Origin of the sequence: Escherichia sp. E2661 (assembly GCF_004745185.1) — a bacterium.
Classification (GTDB): domain Bacteria; phylum Pseudomonadota; class Gammaproteobacteria; order Enterobacterales; family Enterobacteriaceae; genus Escherichia.
In genome coordinates, this window is sequence record NZ_PDIG01000001.1 from 245464 (window position 1) to 262536 (window position 17073).

The window sequence follows — 17073 nt, forward strand, 5'->3', positions numbered from 1 at the left end:
CCGGCGGTGATGGCTTTTTGACGAGCTAGAGACAAAAATGCATTCGTCATTGATTAGCCCGGCTAGTTGTCGCTTTTGCCGTGACTGCTCTTGCCACCTTTTTTACCTGCTTCAGATGCGCGCTGCGGGTCATTCTTGAAATTACCCCCGCTGTGCTGTCCACCTTTTTTACCTGCTTCTGATGCTCTTTCGCGGTCTTCTGCAAAATTACCTGAACCGCCTCGATGGTTTGCCATTACTGACCTCCGTCTTGATGTAGACATCATATTGCATTGCATAGGATTAACGCGGCGTATGGCGGTGCCATATTTTCGCTACGTGGGACTAAGCTTAGTGAACTGACGCGGGGGGACCCGCGTTTGGTAATATCCTGCAACAGGTTCTGAGCGAGAATAAATATCATTTCCAATAATTATCCATAAGCCTCTCTTATGATTAAAAAAAACGCTATGGGATAAAAAATGTATCATTTTGCGACAAATTTACGCGCTTGTGAAAGTTGTTATAAATCAAATAAGTGGTTGTGAAATTTGCACTCTGAAAAGGACGTCTTATCTTTAAAAGAGTGGTAGCGAATCGCTACGGAATAGAGATAACACGAGGAGTGGTTAGAAATGGCTAAAGTTCTGGTGCTTTATTATTCCATGTACGGACATATCGAAACGATGGCGCGCGCAGTCGCTGAAGGCGCAAGCAAAGTCGATGGCGCAGAAGTTGTTGTTAAGCGTGTACCGGAAACCATGCAGCCGCAATTATTCGAAAAAGCAGGCGGTAAAACGCAAACTGCACCCGTTGCAACTCCGCAAGAACTGGCCGATTACGACGCCATTATTTTTGGTACGCCAACCCGCTTCGGCAATATGTCCGGGCAAATGCGTACCTTCCTCGACCAGACGGGCGGCCTGTGGGCTTCTGGCGCATTGTACGGAAAACTGGCGAGCGTCTTTAGCTCTACCGGCACTGGCGGCGGTCAGGAACAAACCATCACATCCACCTGGACGACACTTGCGCACCACGGCATGGTGATTGTCCCTATTGGCTACGCAGCGCAGGAACTTTTTGACGTCTCGCAGGTTCGCGGCGGAACGCCGTACGGCGCAACCACCATTGCAGGCGGTGACGGTTCACGCCAACCCAGCCAGGAAGAGTTGTCTATCGCACGTTATCAGGGGGAATACGTCGCTGGTCTGGCAGTTAAACTTAACGGCTAATCTTCAACAGGAGGATACGCATGCCAACTCAAGAAGCGAAAGCTCATCACGTGGGTGAATGGGCATCTCTGCGCAATACGTCGCCGGAAATAGCCGAGGCCATTTTCGAAGTCGCCGGGTATGACGAAAAAATGGCGGAAAAAATTTGGGAAGAAGGTAGCGATGAAGTGTTAGTCAAAGCCTTTGCTAAAACCGATAAAGATTCGCTTTTTTGGGGCGAACAGACCATCGAACGTAAAAACGTTTAATCAGCGACTCCCCCGCTTCTCGCGGGGGAACTTTCAAATTGTTGACAACGTGCGCTTTGTTCATGCCGGATGCGGCGTGAACGCCTTATCCGCAGCCTACATGATCGTGCAAATTCGATATAGTGCAATTCTCGGGTAGGCCTGATAAGCGTAGCGCATCAGGCAATCTCACGTTTGTCATCAGTCTCATATTCCCCCGCTTCTCGCGGGGGAGCTTTCTGTTATTTCACCGCTTCATTCAACACGTTATCAAACTTATCCATCGGGCAAAAACCGTTGGCATCTATCGGGCAGCCGGTTAATTCCAGCGTCACACGCTGCGCAGGGGCCTGCAACGTTAACGCATCGGCATTACGCAACTGTTCCGAACTCTGGTACACATATTCAATTTTCATCAAATCGCGATTGGCTTTGCTGTCATGCCAACGCTGGAAAACGATTTTGCCGCCAATCGGCGTGCGTTCGTTCTGGTCATGCAACTGATACGGTTTGAAATCCAGCGCCGTTAACAGAGAGGCAATGTTTGAGTCGTGCCCAACCAGCACTGTGATTTTCGGCGCACTGGCACGATCGGTAACCAGGGCTTTGTCGATATAACTGACCAGCGGTTTCGCGACATTACGCGCCACTTCCGGTGAAGTAAACAGGCTATCCTGGTAACCGTTTTTCAGTTTCGACAACACTTTCCATTGTTGATCTGATTTGATTTCCCCCCAGGCCACCTGATCCATCGGGAAACCTTCGTAGTATTGCAGGGTGAACGCGTCCACCAGCGAGTTGCCTACTTTCAATGGCCCGGAAACGCCCGGCTCTTGTTGATACTTCGCACTGAAGGTATTTTTGCCATCCACCAGCGAACATTGCTGCTTCTCTTTACAGGCTGGAGAGTCTTTATAGTTAACGATTTTTTCCAGTAACTGGTAGCTGTCGGTAAGCTGAAGTTTGCCGAGCTCTTTTTCCATTGCCGCCACCGCCTGCTCACTGAATGCGGCGGAATCATCGGTGATCACCGGGTTAAAGGTTGGGTCCATAGTGCCCATTTTTTCCTGGTGATGCACAGGAATATCACACCCCGGGAATGCGCCGGTAATAAAGAACTGTGCGGTCGCAACGGTTCGTTGCAGACTATTGGCATAGGCATAAACGGTGTCCGGCGGCGGGCATTCACCCGTTTTCACTATTCCCTGCTCTGCCAGCCACTCACGCATGTAATGGCCCATATACACTTCCAGCACGCCGCCTTTGGTCGTGAGTTGTCCACCGGGAACATCCCACTCCGGCCATTTATTCGGCGTCGACTGCTCAAGCACACTGCCATTATTTGCCAGAGGCGCACGTAAGTTATGACGGCTCATGAGTAGCACTTGCTGTAGCTGATAGCCTTCCGGCACGGTCTGTGCCTGAGCATTCGAAGAGAGTAAAACCATCCCAGCCACGGCCGCAGCGATTAGCGTTTTTTTCATTCCCATCACCTCTTTAGTTATCAATCAATTAAGAGTGTGACAGAAATATGGCATTTTTCCGGGAACAGGTTCGCAATTTAGCAGATGACGAGGCGGGAAACCGTCAGGCGATAACGGACAGTAGTCGCGCTATCGCCTGGTTTGTATCGTTAAACTAATATCTGAAACAGCAAGGCAAAAAGAATGATATTGGCAATGACAATAGCCCAACCGTTATAAAGCATATATTTCAGGTGAGTTGATTGTGCCAGCCCCATTTGACCGAACATATCCGATGACGGGAAAGGCCCAAACCAGTCCACTTGCGATGAGGCTAATAATACTGCCGTTGTACCCTGTGGCGGCACTCCCGCAGCCATCAACATCGGACCAAATATTTTATGCGTGAAGGTCATCTGAGCAACAGCAGCACCTGGCACATGACCGATAATGTTAAAGGCAAAAATACAGAAGCAAAGCCATGCCGGAGATATCCCGGTTAACAGTGGTTGTGTGTATTCGAGCAACCCCTGATACGCCTGCAGGCTATCCATAAGTTCCAGAATCGGGTTATACAGCCAGTAGAGCAGAAACATCCACACCAGTCTGCCACAGCCTTTATACAGCGCTTGCAGGATCCCGGTTGGGCTTAATCCGCCCACCAGCCCGGTGATCAACGCCACCAACAGCATAACGATAATGGCAAAACTAAAACCTGCTTTTATCACTACGCCAATAACCGCCATCACAATAATGGTTGCAGCAAATGCCAGGGCGCTGAGTTTGCGACGACGATCGCGGGCAGGATCCTCGTCTTCCTGAGTTTTCTCAGAGAGATCCACTTCGTAGTGTAATTTTCCTTCCGTCATCTTCTGAATTCGCCCGGCCATTATCCAGCCAGCAAATAACGTCACGGCGCTCATTGGCAGCCCGACGTACATCAGGTATTGCGGATAAGTCAGGCCGCCGAGTTGTAAAATCGTCACGGTACTGGGAGTAAACGGCCCGGTAAACAATCCCACTGACCCCGCCGTCATCATCAGTGCAGCCACTGTAGGCGGTGTCAGCCGTACTGCCGCCGCCACGGGAATAATCACCGCAACAATAATGGCGTTGCCGCCTGCCATAGTACCCAGCGCGCCACAGATGAGAATGGATGAGACGACGATACCAAATTTGACCCGTGTCTGGCTGGAAAGCCCGATACGATGCACCACAAATTTGACCAGTTCAACGGCGGCTCCGGTACGTGTTGCCACTTCACCTACGCCTGCGCCAAGCATAATGATCAAACCAACAGTGGCGATAAACGATCCCGTCGATTTTGCCAGCATGGCGCCCATTTCAGGTAAGCCGGTGGAGGTCATTATCATCGCAATAATAATCGATGAAATAACCGCCAGAACAATATCGACGCCTATCAACGAGAGCACCGCTAACGCCACCAGTGGTGTAAAACCAAGCAGTCCGAGTTCATTACCGGGACGCCCCTGGCACCAGAACGCTATCAGTAAAAATGCAATCAATAACAAGCCAATAATGACATTCTTTTTGGTGATATTTTGTCTGGTTAGTGAACCACCAGCGAGCATTGAGTCACTCATATAACTCCTTAACCCCATCGAATCGACTTTCAATATCAGCCGATATATTTGGACAGCTCAGAAAATATCCCCCCTCGTTATTATTGTTAGCAAAATGCACTGAGGGTTTGTCCGGGTACTACAGGTATTATTCTGAGTTCGTAATTAACCCCTTTAGGTGGGCAAATAACGCATTGTTACCAGAACAGGCGTTACGCATTAAATTTATGTTAACTTAGTGTTACCATGAAATGACTTTTTATCTATCGTCTATAACTCTGGGTTAACTCTTAATGAAACTGCGCCACCTGGAAATCTTCTATGCTGTGATGACATGCGGGACACTTTCACGGGCAGCGGAATCGCTGAATATTTCCCAGCCGGCCGCCAGTAAAGCGTTAAAAAACGCGGAGCAAAAACTCGGTTTTCAGCTCTTTCAGCGAGTTCGTGGCAAGCTTCTTCCAACCAGCGAAGCGATCACACTTTTCGAAAAAGCGCAGTCGATTTATCACGAACTCGACAACCTGCGACTACTGGCCGATAACCTGACGCGAGATCCGCGAGCCAGAATAGCCCTGGGATGCCTGCCAAGCCTGGGATTAAGTCTGGTGCCGGAAATAGTCACGGCGTTTTACCAGCAGAATGCGAATCTGGTCATGACACTGACGACAGAGCACACTGAAACGCTGGTTAAAAAACTTGATCTGCGTGAGATTGATCTGGCCCTGACGCTACAGCCGATTCAACAGGGGGAAATTATGACGACGCTGATCGCCGAAGTTCCGCTGGTTTATATCGACCGGGACTATCGCCAGGGCGCAGTAGAAATAGACAAGATTGACCAACAACGCTGGATTTCTCCCGGCCCTCATTCCCTTTCCGATGCAATAGCTAAACGACGTGATTTTTTGACGACGCGCCTGAATGTCCAGACCTATTACATGGCCACGGAATTTGTAAAACGCGGAATGGGATGCAGTATTACCGATATTTTCTCTGCCCGTCATAACCTCCCGGCAGAGACGATTCACCCCATCGCCCCGCCAATGAAAATTGATCTTTGCTTGCTACGCCGCGCCGACGTTTCACTTAGCCCCATTACACAAAAAATTTGTCGATTTCCTTTGTCAGCAATTACGTCTCCAGCTGCGAGCCATTAACCTTGAGTTATACCCTGAAAATAAAAAGTCAATTGCTCCTCAGGCCTAAATGCTTTGACATAACCCCAACGCATTTATTAGCGGTGGATATCTCAGGTGATGAAAAAACGCATTGTAATTATTGGCGGCGGGGTAATTGGTCTGGCAACAGCATGGGTTCTGGTAAAACAGGGCCATCAGGTGCAATTGTTAGAACGCAACAGCCAGGCAGGCGTCGCCACCAGTTTCGCTAATGGCGGGCAACTCAGTTATCGCTACGTTGCTCCTCTGGCGGATAAAGGCGTACCGATGCAGGGAATTAAATGGATGGGGAAAAGCGACTCCCCCCTCAATATGCGTTTGCGCATGTCATTTAGCCAGTGGCGCTGGTTGCTGGAATTTTTACTGGCCTGCAATAGCCGGACAAATAAACTCAATGGCGACCATATTTTACGCTTATCACTGTTAAGCCGTCAGGTCATGGAAGAGTGGCTGCTGGAAGATAATCTTGATGATTTTCACTGGCGCCGTTCTGGCAAACTGATTATTCATCGCCGCCCGCAAGATTTAGCCAAAGCGGCAAAAGGCATTAATCCGCAATTTCAACAGGCTTTGTCATGCGAAGAGTGCGTTCATCTTGAACCAGCACTAAAACATATTGGTCATTCATTGTGTGGCGGTATTTACTCCCCCGGCGATGAAACGGCGGACTGCTATAAGTTCTGCCAGGCATTACTTGCCAAACTTAATGCCAGCGTAAATTTTTCGCTACAAACCGATTGTGAAGTTTTGCAGTTGAATAAAAAAGGCGAGCGCATTGATTCCATCACCACCAGCACAGGAACACTGGTTGCTGATGATTATGTCGTTGCCGCGGGTAATGGCAGTAAGCATTTACTTGCCGAAACCGGGACTCACGTACCGCTCTGCGGTCTGAAAGGTTACAGTCTGACGCTCCCCTTCCCACAAGAAATGGGGATCGCACCGCAAATCAGTGTCACCGACTATGGTCATAAAATTGTCTATGCCCGCCTCGGTGAGCGGTTGCGTATCGCCGCCATGGTCGATATTGGCTATGACGGAAATGAATTGCGCCCTGAACGAATCAATGCCTTAAAGCAGATCGTAGCTAGCAGTTTTCCGCAACTGCAAGGCATCGATGATGCCGAATTATGGACAGGTATGCGTCCATCCACCCCTGCGGGTCCGCCACTATTAGGACGGGCGAAGTATCAAAATCTGTGGATGAATCTTGGTCAGGGCAGTCTGGGCTTTACGCTGGCGGCGGGTAGTGCCGTGGTGTTAGGCGCGCTGCTATCGGGCGAAGATCCCGCAATTTCCCTTGATGGACTGACATGGAGCCAATCAGCTTGAATATCAAACGTAATAACCCACAACCTCGTCTTGCCGCCAGTGTGGAATATGTCAATCTTGTATTTCTCTCCGGTCAGACACCGAAGAGCAATACTCCTGACATCGCGCAACAAACGCGCGAAGTGCTGGAGAAAATCGACGCATTACTTGCTGAAGCGGGCAGTGATAAATTTCATCTCTTGTCCGCTCAGGTATGGCTGAAAGATATCAGCCACGATTTTGCCGATTTCAACGACGTATGGGTTAACTGGCTGCCAGAAGGATATAGCCCGGCACGTGCTGCCGTGCAGGCTGAGATGGCCCGCCCGGAGATTCTGGTTGAAGTGATGGTCACTGCGGTAAAAGCAGGATAATTCACCATTTTCCGCCCCCTGACAACGTCGTCATGGGGCATCTATGAAGGTTAAACGTCCCCTCTTTTACCTGCCAAAATTCAGGCTGAAAATATCATTTTTAGTTATGTTTTTATCACTGGCCTACGATTTTTTCTGATTTCCCCTACACTTAACTCTGATACCTTGTCAGGGGTTTCCCTTTGTCTGTATTGATTTACGCGAGATAACGCTATGGAATTAAAGGATTATTACGCCATCATGGGCGTGAAACCGACGGACGATCTCAAGACAATCAAGACCGCCTATCGTCGACTGGCCCGCAAATACCATCCTGATGTCAGCAAAGAGCCCGATGCCGAAGCCCGCTTCAAAGAGGTCGCTGAAGCCTGGGAAGTGTTAAGTGATGAACAGCGTCGCGCTGAATATGATCAGATGTGGCAGCATCGCAACGATCCGCAATTCAACCGCCAGTTCCAGCATGGCGACGGTCAGAGTTTCAATGCCGAAGATTTTGACGATATCTTCTCGTCAATTTTCGGTCAACATGCCCGCCAGAGCCGTCAACGCCCCGCCACACGTGGCCACGATATTGAAATTGAAGTTGCGGTATTCCTGGAAGAAACGCTTACTGAGCACAAACGTACCATCAGCTATAACCTGCCGGTTTATAACGCCTTTGGCATGATCGAACAGGAAATCCCGAAAACGCTGAATGTGAAGATCCCGGCGGGCGTCGGCAATGGCCAACGTATCCGCCTGAAAGGCCAGGGGACGCCAGGCGAAAACGGTGGTCCAAATGGCGACCTGTGGCTGGTGATTCATATAGCTCCGCATCCGTTGTTTGATATTGTCGGTCAGGATCTGGAAATTGTGGTGCCGGTTAGCCCGTGGGAAGCGGCTCTGGGTAGCAAAGTCACTGTACCAACCCTGAAAGAAAGCATTTTGTTGACCATTCCGCCAGGCAGTCAGGCCGGGCAACGATTGCGCATTAAAGGCAAAGGTCTGGTAAGCAAAAAACAGACTGGTGACTTGTATGCGGTGCTGAAAATCGTCATGCCGCCGAAACCGGATGAAAATACTGCCGCGCTGTGGCAACAACTGGCAGACGCCCAGTCGTCTTTTGATCCACGTAAAGATTGGGGGAAAGCATAATGGCTCATGTTACGGTGACTTTTACTATTACCGAATTTTGCCTACATACCGGCATTTCTGAAGAGGAGTTGAATGAAATTGTCGGTTTGGGGGTGGTTGAACCGAGAGAGATCCAGGAAACAACCTGGGTATTTGATGACCATGCCGCCATTGTGGTGCAACGCGCGGTACGTCTGCGTCAAGAACTGGCGCTGGACTGGCCTGGGATCGCGGTGGCGCTGACGTTAATGGATGATATTGCACATCTGAAACAGGAAAACCGTCTGTTACGCCAGCGGCTTTCCCGGTTTGTGGCTCACCCGTGAGTGTGGCTGCCGGATGCGATGCTGACGCGTCTTATCAAGCCTACAAAGATCACCGTTCCCGTAGGCCGGATAAGGCGTTAACGCCGCATCCGGCGGCGCTGCCATAATGCCTGATGCGACGCTTAACGCGTCTTATCAGGCCTACAAAAATCACCCTTTCCGTAGGCCGGAGAAGACATTCACGCCGCATCCGGCAGCGCTGCCATAATGCCTGATGCGACGCTTAACGCGTCTTATCAGGCCTACAAAAATCACCGTTCCCGTAGGCCGGATAAGGCGTTCACGCCGCATCCGGCGGCTGTGCCATAATGCCTGATGCGACGCTTAACGCGTCTTATCAGGCCTACCAATCGGCATTATCTCTATTGGTTATCGCAAGCAATAACTGGCTTAGTGCCGTGTAAAAACCAAAGCTGTCATACTGATGGCAACGCACTGCAAACTCTGGTAACCATTGCCGCAGCGACGTCAGTGTTTTTTGCCGCAGATTGTCAACTTCCTGTGCAGGTACAATCCCCTCTCCCCGGGCAAAATGCAGATGACTTAACAACTCAAGAAAAATCGCCAGATGATCTGCCGGTTCGTTGAAATTGCCACTGGTGTCCATCCCTGCCTCGGCCAGTAAGCCTTTGATCACCTGTGGGTCCTGCTGATACGCCGATGCATACGGCAGTGCCGCCTGCCTGTCAGTCATCAAAAACAGGCCGCAAAAGTCGGCGGCCAGTTCCAGACGGGCGTCGTCACGTACGGTCAATGCAGCAATACTTTTCTCCAGCTCATTCACCGCCGCAGTCAGCGGCGGCTCGCGTTTCAGCAAAGAAAACCATTCAGCCATCTGTGCACTGGCGATTTGCGTCAGTTGTTCATCGTCCAGTTCACGGGAGAACAACTGCGCCAGCCAGGCGTAGATACAGGCATTCTGTTCCACCGTTAGTGAAGTCATGATTTCACCTGCGGTGCCGGAACATATTCGCACTGCGCCACCATCTCAATCGGACCGCTAAACGCCGTTACCTTCTCTATTGGACCGGTGAATTTTTCAATTTCCACAATGGTCGTGTGTGAGCTGGTGGCCTGCGCCAGTTGCGAAGTCCCGATGTCGGGCGTTAGCACATTAGGGTTACCGTATTTACACAGCGCATTGAGCTCTCCGCCTTTATCCGGATCATACCAGGCGCCTTCATGGATCCGGATCACGCCAGGTGCATAGAGATCAGAAACCACCGCGCCCACCAGAACCTGCCCCCGATCGTTAAAGACACGCACCACATCACCGTTAGCAATCCCGCGCGCACGGGCATCCTGCGGGCTGATATATACCGGCTCTTTGCCCGCTACGCTGTAATGCTGACGCAGTGTTTCAGATTCACACAGTTGCGAGTGGACGCGATAATCAGGGTGTACCGATTGCAGATGCAGTGGATACTTCTGCGAACCTGGTCCACCGTGGGAACGTTCAATCTTCTCAAACCACATTGGATGCCCCTGACAATCGTCATAGTGCATGTCGGCGATGGTTTGCGAGTAGATCTCAATCAACCCGCTCGGCGTCCCCAGCGGTTCGAGGTCAGGATCTTCTCGGAACGCCTGATGACGCACGAACATCTGCGGATGGTCATAGACCACGTACTCTTTACTGTTCCACAGCTCATCAAAGGTCGGTAAATGGATGCCGAGTCCTTTGGCCTGCTGGAGCGCGTCCTGCCAGATGCGCTTGAGCCAGCCCATCTCATCCAGCCCTTCAGTAAAGGCTTCCTCACGGTCAAAGCGGCGGCACAACTCGCGGAAAATATCAAAGTCGTTGCGCGCCTCAAATTGCGGCTGCACCACCTGTTTAGTGGTGATAAGCCCGTGGCTGGCATAGTCACCAAACTGGTCGAGATCGTTACGCTCAAACTGAGTAGTTGCGGGTAATACAATGTCGGAAAAGCGGCAACTGGAGGTCCACTGGTTATCAATGGAAATCACCGTCTCCAGCTTGCGCCAGCCTTCGATTATGCGGTTGATCTGCTGATGGCGGTGGAACGGATTGGTCCCGGCGAAAACACACATTTTCAGCGGCGGCAACTTAACTGTTTTGCCGTCCCAGTTGATCTCTTTCCCCGGTTCCAGAATGGCGTCGATATAACGGGCCGTTGGGATGGTACTGCTGTAACCTTTGTAATCGTTGTTGTTATGAACTGGCGGAATTTTCGTGGCACCGGGAAAACCGCTCAGGATAATCCCTTTACGGCCTGGCACGCCTGAGCCGCTGCTGTGCCAACTAAAACCAAAACCGCCACCTGGCAGGCCAATCTGCCCGAGCATTGCCGCCAGCACCACAATCATCCATGACCACTGCTCGCCGTGCTGCATACGTTGGGCGCACCAGCCAGCCATAATTTGCGTTCTTGTGCCCGCCATTTTCCGCGCCAGCATGCGGATCGTTTCGGCGTCAATGCCACACAGTTTTTCTGCCCAGACGGCATCCTTCGGCTGGCCGTCTTTCTCACCCAGCAAATACGGCAGAAATTGCTCGAAACCGACGCAATAATCAGCAATGAATTGTTTGTCGTACAGATTTTCGCTGTACAGGGTATGGGCCATCGCCAGTTGTAGCGGGACATCGGTTTGCGGGTTAACAATAATATGTTTAACGTGCTCACGCCCCAGATATTCATGCGTTGAACTGACCACCGGGTCGATGCTGATAACTTCGATTTCGCCCGCCGCCACCTTTTCTTTCAGTTGCTCGTAATATTCATAAACATCGTGAGACGGGCAGCGGAAATTAACCTGCTGATTCTTCACCAAATCGGTGCCCCACATGACGATGATTTTACTGTTTTGCAACACTAACGGCCAGGATGTTTGCTGTTCGTAAACTTCCATTGATCCCACCACCCGCGGCAGGATCACCTGCGCTGCCCCGGTGGAATAGTCACCGCCGGTACTCACTTTATTGCCATGTAGTGCGATGGCTTTCGACAGCATTCCCCCGGCGCTATGAAATTTACCGGATGATTGCCCGCCGCTGGCGGTCAGTAACGCACTGGGGCCATAGGTTTTTTGCACCCGTTCCAGTTCTTCATAGAACATGTCCAGGGCTTCATCCCAAGTGACGCGGACAAAACGGTTATCGCCGCGCTGAGTGGTGTCACTCAGATGGCGCTTACGCAGCCAGTCGACTCGTACCATTGGGTAGCGAATACGCGCCGGATTGTGGACGTGATCCGGCAGCCCGGCGATAATTTTCGTCGGGTACTTATCCAGTTCGAACGGTTTCACCGCCACAAAGCGCCCGTCTTTCACCGTCGCGCGAATGGCGCCAAACCGCGAACCGGTCAGGATACCTTCTTTCGACGTAACAGCCTGCGCTGCGTTAACACGGCGTGGAGTTAACAGCGATGGCCCCAGCATCCCGGCCAGCGTTAAGCCACCAAGCTGGGTAAGAAAAACGTCGACGTGATGCCTGAAAAAATGTCTTTATTTTTCATTTATTTTCCTTCCTTATCGCTGTGAGACTTCCCTGCGGTATCCGACGCATGCATTTGCAGATATTTCAGCATGGTGCGTTCTTCCCGTTTATCCAGGCTGGTAAAACCAATCATGCCGTTGATTTGGCCGATCCAACCGTTGGCGTCGTAATGGGTGGTTGCCGACGCGCCGTGGCACTGTTTACAGGCGCTGCTGTACAGCGTATCGCCATAGGCCCAGATTGGTTTGATGTCGTCGACCATATCGCCCTTCTTCAACCATGCGGTGGCCTGCATCTTACTCCACTCGGTTTTGGTGTCAGCAACGGTGGTTTTCTCCAGCATTTTCGCCTGTTGCTGGATATCGCCACGAATAGAGGCGACAAAAATCCGTTTGCCAGGTAACTCGGTCAGAACCCGTTGAGTTCCAGCGCTTTCCGTCCAACCGATGATAGCCACCTGCAACCAGTCGCCGTCACGTTTAAGCACTTTCACTTCAGAGGCTGGCAGCAGTGAACCCGTCGCTTCTTTATCATCCTTTGCTGCATAAAGCGGCTTTATATCTATAGAATAAAGGATGTCTTTATCATCTCTGGCGCTGGCGCGTAGTTCTTCGAACTGTTTACGCGAGCCGCTGCTCATGTCCGGCAGCTGATGGGCAATGCCTTTATGGCAGTCGATACAGGTCTGATTATCTTTCGCTGCGGCGGCCATTTGACGTGCGGCTTCCGGATGCTGCTTCGCATGATCCATCGCGTCGTAGTTATGGCAGGAACGGCAGGTCGCTGAATTATTCTCTTTCATCCGCGCCCATTCGCGCTCGGCGAGTTCTGCACGTTTGGCGTTGAATTTCTCAGGGGTATCGATGGAGTGACCAATAACGGTCTGATAAACCTCATTACTCGCTTCCAGTTTCCGCTTCAACATTCCCGGTAAATCTGACGGGACATGGCAGTCATGGCATTCAGCCCGCACGCCAGAAGCATTCTGGAAATGCGCCGACTTTTTATATTCTTCATACACCGGCGTCATACTGTGGCAACTGACACAAAACTCAGTGCTGCTGGTGGCCTTGATCCCGAAGTGAGGTAACACAATCAAGGCAATACCGATCACAATCCCCATCAGCACCAGCGCTAACACCGACCAACGCGCACTTGGCCGACGCAGCGCACTCCATAGTCGTCTCATAATAACTCCTGTAAAAATATAATTTGGCAACTGTGATCTTAATAAGCAAATATGAATAGAGGCACTCGTCAGGATGAATGGCTTATGACAGCATATGAATGGATATGAACAGGAAGATCGGGAAAGCAGGGATGTCACACCATATTGTCATTGTTGAAGATGAGCCTGTGACGCAGGCACGTTTGCAAAGCTACTTCATCCAGGAAGGGTATCTCGTGTCGGTCACGGCAAGCGGCGACGGACTACGGGAAATTATGGAAAACCAGCCTGTTGATCTCATTTTGCTGGATATTAACCTGCCCGATGAAAACGGTTTAATGCTTACCCGAGCCCTGCGCGAACGCTCAACGGTGGGGATTATTCTGGTGACCGGGCGCAGCGATCCTATTGATCGAATTGTCGGGCTGGAGATGGGCGCCGATGATTATGTCATCAAACCGCTGGAGCTGCGTGAACTCGTGGTACGGGTAAAAAATCTGCTCTGGCGTATCGATCTGGCCCGTCAGGCCAACGCTCTCACTCAGGATAACTGCTATCGTTTTGCCGGGTATTGTCTGAATATCTCACGCCACACGTTGGATCAGGACGACCGACCTATCAAACTCACCCGCGCGGAATACGAAATGCTGGTGGCTTTTGTCACTAATCCTGGCGAGATCCTCAGCCGTGAACGACTGCTGCGTATGCTCTCCGCCCGGCGGGTAGAAAACCCCGATTTGCGCACCGTGGACGTATTGATCCGCCGTTTGCGTCATAAACTCAGCGCCAACCTGTTAGTTACGCAGCATGGCGAAGGGTATTTCTTAGCCGCTGATGTCTATTAATCCACCGATTCAGGTAATGTGGTGCACCAAGGATGATTTTCACTCTGGCCAAAAGATTGTGGATGGCGTTTGCCCTGATGGCATTGCTGACGCTGGTGAGTATCTTTGTAGGTTGGTATAACCTGCGCGTTTTAACCCAAAGCGCTCAGACCAACACTCTGGCCCTGATCCCAACCATGAATATGGCCCGTCAGTTAAGTGAGGCCAGTGCGTGGGAGCTCTTTACCGCCCAAAATCTGAACAACACGGATAGCGTAGAGATGTGGCAATCCCAGGGGAGGACGTTATCGGCGCAGAAGCTAAAAATTGACACCCTGTTGCAGGGTCTGCGCGAGAAAGGGTTTGAGACGATAGCCATTGAACGGCAAGCCTATGAAATTGACCACTCGCTACGCCAGCAAGGTGATCTGGTCGGCCAGCGGCTGAAACTCCACGATCAACAGCAACAACTCAGCCAGCAAATCGTCGCCGCGGCCGGAGAAATCGCCAACATCGCGCAATCCCAGACCCATTACATTGCAATCGCCACCGCATCACCGCAGTCTGGCCCGCAAAGTGTGTTTGGCCACAATCATAACAGGTCGGCGGAGAGCGCCGTCGAACAGTGGGTTGCTGGCGATCGTGAGTACGTCAGGCAGATGCACGAAATGCGCTTTAGCGCTCTGCAAATACAGCATTTCGTTATGAAACTGGAGCTGGAGGAGAGTGAAAAAAATAAGAACAGGCTGCCTGTTCAATTGAAAAACGCCCTTAACAGGGTACAGCTTCAACAAAGGCGCATTAAGGCCCCACCGGTTCGCGCGCAGGCTGAAAAGGCGCTGGAGACAGTACAACGATATGTCGAGTTACTGGCGCTCTACCAACGAGAAAAAGCACTCAATACTCACCTGCAGACGCTGACGCAAAATAATATTGTGCAGTTTGCACAGTTCAGCAACGAAGTTAATCAGTTGGTCGCAACCATTGAGCAGCGTAATCGGGCCGGACTTACACATCTGGAAAGCGCCAGTGAACATGTACGGTTTAACCTGCTACTGCTGGGCGTCGTTTCACTTTGCTCATTGATTCTGATCCTCTGGCGCGTAGTTTATCGCTCAGTCACGCGCCCTCTTGCCGAACAAACGCAGGCGCTGCAACGCTTGCTGGATGGTGATATCGACTCCCCTTTCCCGGAAACCGCTGGCGTGCGGGAACTGGATACCATCGGGCGGCTGATGGATGCTTTTCGCAGCAGTGTTCATGCGCTTAATCGCCACCGCGAACAACTGGCGGCGCAGGTCAAAGCGCGCACTGCCGAATTGCAGGAACTGGTGGTAGAACACCGCCTGGCACGGGCCGAAGCAGAAAAAGCCAGTCAGGCAAAATCGGCGTTTCTGGCAGCAATGAGCCATGAGATCCGCACTCCGCTGTACGGAATTCTCGGCACCGCGCAGTTGCTGGCAGATAACCCGGCGCTTACGCCCAGCGTGATGATTTGCGGGCGATTACCGACTCTGGCGAATCATTGCTGACCATCCTCAATGATATTCTCGATTATTCGGCTATCGAAGCAGGTGGCAAGAATGTTTCGGTCAGCGATGAGCCCTTTGAACCGCGCCCACTGCTGGAAAGTACCCTGCAATTAATGAGCGGACGGGTTAAAGGTCGTCCGATTCGACTGGTAACGGAAATTGCCGACGATGTCCCAACCGTATTAATGGGCGATCCGCGCCGTATTCGCCAGGTTATTACCAATTTGTTGAGTAATGCCCTGCGTTTCACCGATGAGGGGCAGATTATCCTGCGCAGCCGCATTGATGGCGAGCAATGGCTTGTCGAAGTGGAAGACAGCGGCTGTGGTATTGATCCCGCGAAACTGGCTGATATCTTTCAACCGTTTGTTCAGGTGAGCGGCAAGCGCGGCGGCAGTGGACTGGGGCTGACTATCAGTACCAGTCTGGCTCAGGCGATGGGCGGCGAACTGACCGCCACCAGCAAGCCGGGAGTAGGAAGCTGTTTTGGCTTACGGTTACCGTTACGTGTTGCCACTGCGCCTGCACCAAAAATAGTCAATCAGGCGGTGCGTCTGGACGGTTTACGATTACTGTTGATTGAAGATAACCCGCTAACGCAGCGTATTACCATCGAGATACTTAACACCAGTGGCGCTCAGGTCGCGGCCGTGGGAAATGCCGCGCAGGCTTTAGAGACGCTGCAAAATAGTGAACCGTTTGCTGCCGCACTGGTGGATTTTGATCTGCCGGATATCGACGGCATTACACTTGCCCGGCAACTTTCGCTGCAATATCCGTCGCTGGTTTTGATTGGCTTTAGCGCCCATGTCATCGACGAAACGCTGCGCCAGCGTACCAGTTCGCTATTTCGCGGAATTATCCCTAAACCGGTGTCGCGTGAAGTGCTTGGTCAGTTACTGGCGCACTATCTGCACCTGCAAACACATAACCATCAACCACTGGATGTATCGCAGCTCAATGAAGATGCGCAGTTAATGGGGGTGGAGAAAATCCACGAATGGCTGACATTATTTAAACAACATGCCCTGCCCCTCCTCGATGAAATGGACACTGCCCGCGCCAGACACGACAGCGACAAAATCAAACGTGCCGCGCATCAGTTGAAAAGCAGCTGTGCCAGTCTGGGCATGCGCAGTGCCAGTCAGTTGTGCGGACAACTTGAGCAGGAACCATTAACCGCGGTCCTGCCGCGTGAAGAAATTACGCGTAGCATCGCTGCCCTGGAACTGTGGCTGAATAAGAAAGCCCCGAACCCGATGTGAATCAATATCATCCCGTTAAGAAAACTTAGAATAGTGGC

The 17073-nt window shown here is 51.4% G+C and carries 12 protein-coding genes and 3 pseudogenes; 9 read left to right on the top strand and 6 right to left on the bottom strand.

Translation table 11 applies throughout. From position 1 onward, the window contains the following. Positions 1-62 precede the first annotated feature (62 nt). On the bottom strand, positions 63-236 hold the full coding sequence (locus CRI63_RS01365; RefSeq protein WP_001273658.1) for a general stress protein: 174 nt from the start codon (positions 234-236) through the stop codon (positions 63-65). Positions 237-614: 378 nt separating this feature from the next. On the opposite strand from CRI63_RS01365, the gene wrbA reads away from it, so the two are divergent. Together wrbA and CRI63_RS01375 are read left to right on the top strand one after the other, a co-directional pair. Next, positions 615-1211, top strand: coding sequence for an NAD(P)H:quinone oxidoreductase (gene wrbA, locus CRI63_RS01370; RefSeq protein ID WP_001151442.1), 597 nt, complete (start codon positions 615-617; stop codon positions 1209-1211). Between the two features lie 20 nt (positions 1212-1231). Further along, positions 1232-1459: a YccJ family protein gene (locus tag CRI63_RS01375; RefSeq protein ID WP_001143120.1), complete on the top strand. Its 228-nt coding sequence runs from the start codon at positions 1232-1234 to the stop codon at positions 1457-1459. A 221-nt stretch (positions 1460-1680) separates the two neighbouring features. On the opposite strand, the gene agp is transcribed toward CRI63_RS01375, so the two are convergent. Together agp and CRI63_RS01385 are read right to left on the bottom strand one after the other, a co-directional pair. Then, positions 1681-2922 (bottom strand): bifunctional glucose-1-phosphatase/inositol phosphatase, encoded by a 1242-nt coding sequence (gene agp / locus CRI63_RS01380; protein WP_135518238.1) that lies wholly within the window; start codon positions 2920-2922, stop codon positions 1681-1683. A 149-nt stretch (positions 2923-3071) separates the two neighbouring features. Next, positions 3072-4505 carry a gluconate:proton symporter gene (locus tag CRI63_RS01385; RefSeq protein WP_130215829.1) on the bottom strand — a complete coding sequence of 478 codons (1434 nt, stop codon included), beginning with the start codon at positions 4503-4505 and terminating at the stop codon, positions 3072-3074. A gap of 272 nt (positions 4506-4777) precedes the next feature. On the opposite strand from CRI63_RS01385, the pseudogene CRI63_RS01390 reads away from it, so the two are divergent. The 5 genes and pseudogenes from CRI63_RS01390 (at position 4778) to cbpM (ending at position 8789) form a co-directional block, all read left to right on the top strand. Further along, positions 4778-5693, top strand: a pseudogene (locus CRI63_RS01390) (LysR family transcriptional regulator). A 50-nt stretch (positions 5694-5743) separates the two neighbouring features. Then, positions 5744-6997 (top strand): D-amino acid dehydrogenase, encoded by a 1254-nt coding sequence (locus CRI63_RS01395; RefSeq protein ID WP_135518240.1) that lies wholly within the window; start codon positions 5744-5746, stop codon positions 6995-6997. Next, the gene (locus CRI63_RS01400; RefSeq protein ID WP_135518242.1) at positions 6994-7350 is read left to right on the top strand and encodes a RidA family protein; all 357 of its coding nucleotides are present in this window, start codon (positions 6994-6996) and stop codon (positions 7348-7350) included. Before CRI63_RS01395 ends, CRI63_RS01400 begins: the two co-directional genes overlap by 4 nt. Positions 7351-7563: 213 nt before the next feature. Beyond that, complete coding sequence (cbpA, locus tag CRI63_RS01405) at positions 7564-8484, top strand: curved DNA-binding protein (protein ID WP_130205426.1); 921 nt, start codon at positions 7564-7566, stop codon at positions 8482-8484. Beyond that, positions 8484-8789, top strand: coding sequence for a chaperone modulator CbpM (cbpM, locus tag CRI63_RS01410; protein ID WP_130205424.1), 306 nt, complete (start codon positions 8484-8486; stop codon positions 8787-8789). Before cbpA ends, cbpM begins: the two co-directional genes overlap by 1 nt. 343 nt (positions 8790-9132) lie before the next feature. Here the strand turns inward: cbpM and torD are convergent, their stop codons facing one another. The 3 genes and pseudogenes from torD to torC all read right to left on the bottom strand — a co-directional run bounded on the left by torD (position 9133) and on the right by torC (position 13435). Next, the gene (torD, locus tag CRI63_RS01415; protein ID WP_135518244.1) at positions 9133-9732 is read right to left on the bottom strand and encodes a molecular chaperone TorD; all 600 of its coding nucleotides are present in this window, start codon (positions 9730-9732) and stop codon (positions 9133-9135) included. Continuing rightward, positions 9729-12258 (bottom strand): annotated as a pseudogene (gene torA / locus CRI63_RS01420) (trimethylamine-N-oxide reductase TorA). The gene torD and the pseudogene torA overlap by 4 nt, the downstream one beginning before the upstream one ends. Before the next feature lie 7 nt (positions 12259-12265). Then, entirely contained in the window at positions 12266-13435 is a 1170-nt protein-coding gene (torC, locus tag CRI63_RS01425; RefSeq protein ID WP_130215817.1) for a pentaheme c-type cytochrome TorC, read from the bottom strand. A gap of 131 nt (positions 13436-13566) precedes the next feature. On the opposite strand from torC, the gene torR reads away from it, so the two are divergent. Both torR and torS read left to right on the top strand, forming a co-directional pair. Continuing rightward, entirely contained in the window at positions 13567-14259 is a 693-nt protein-coding gene (gene torR / locus CRI63_RS01430; RefSeq protein ID WP_135409808.1) for a two-component system response regulator TorR, read from the top strand. 32 nt (positions 14260-14291) lie between these two features. Continuing rightward, positions 14292-17035: pseudogene (gene torS, locus CRI63_RS01435) on the top strand (TMAO reductase system sensor histidine kinase/response regulator TorS). Positions 17036-17073 lie beyond the last annotated feature (38 nt).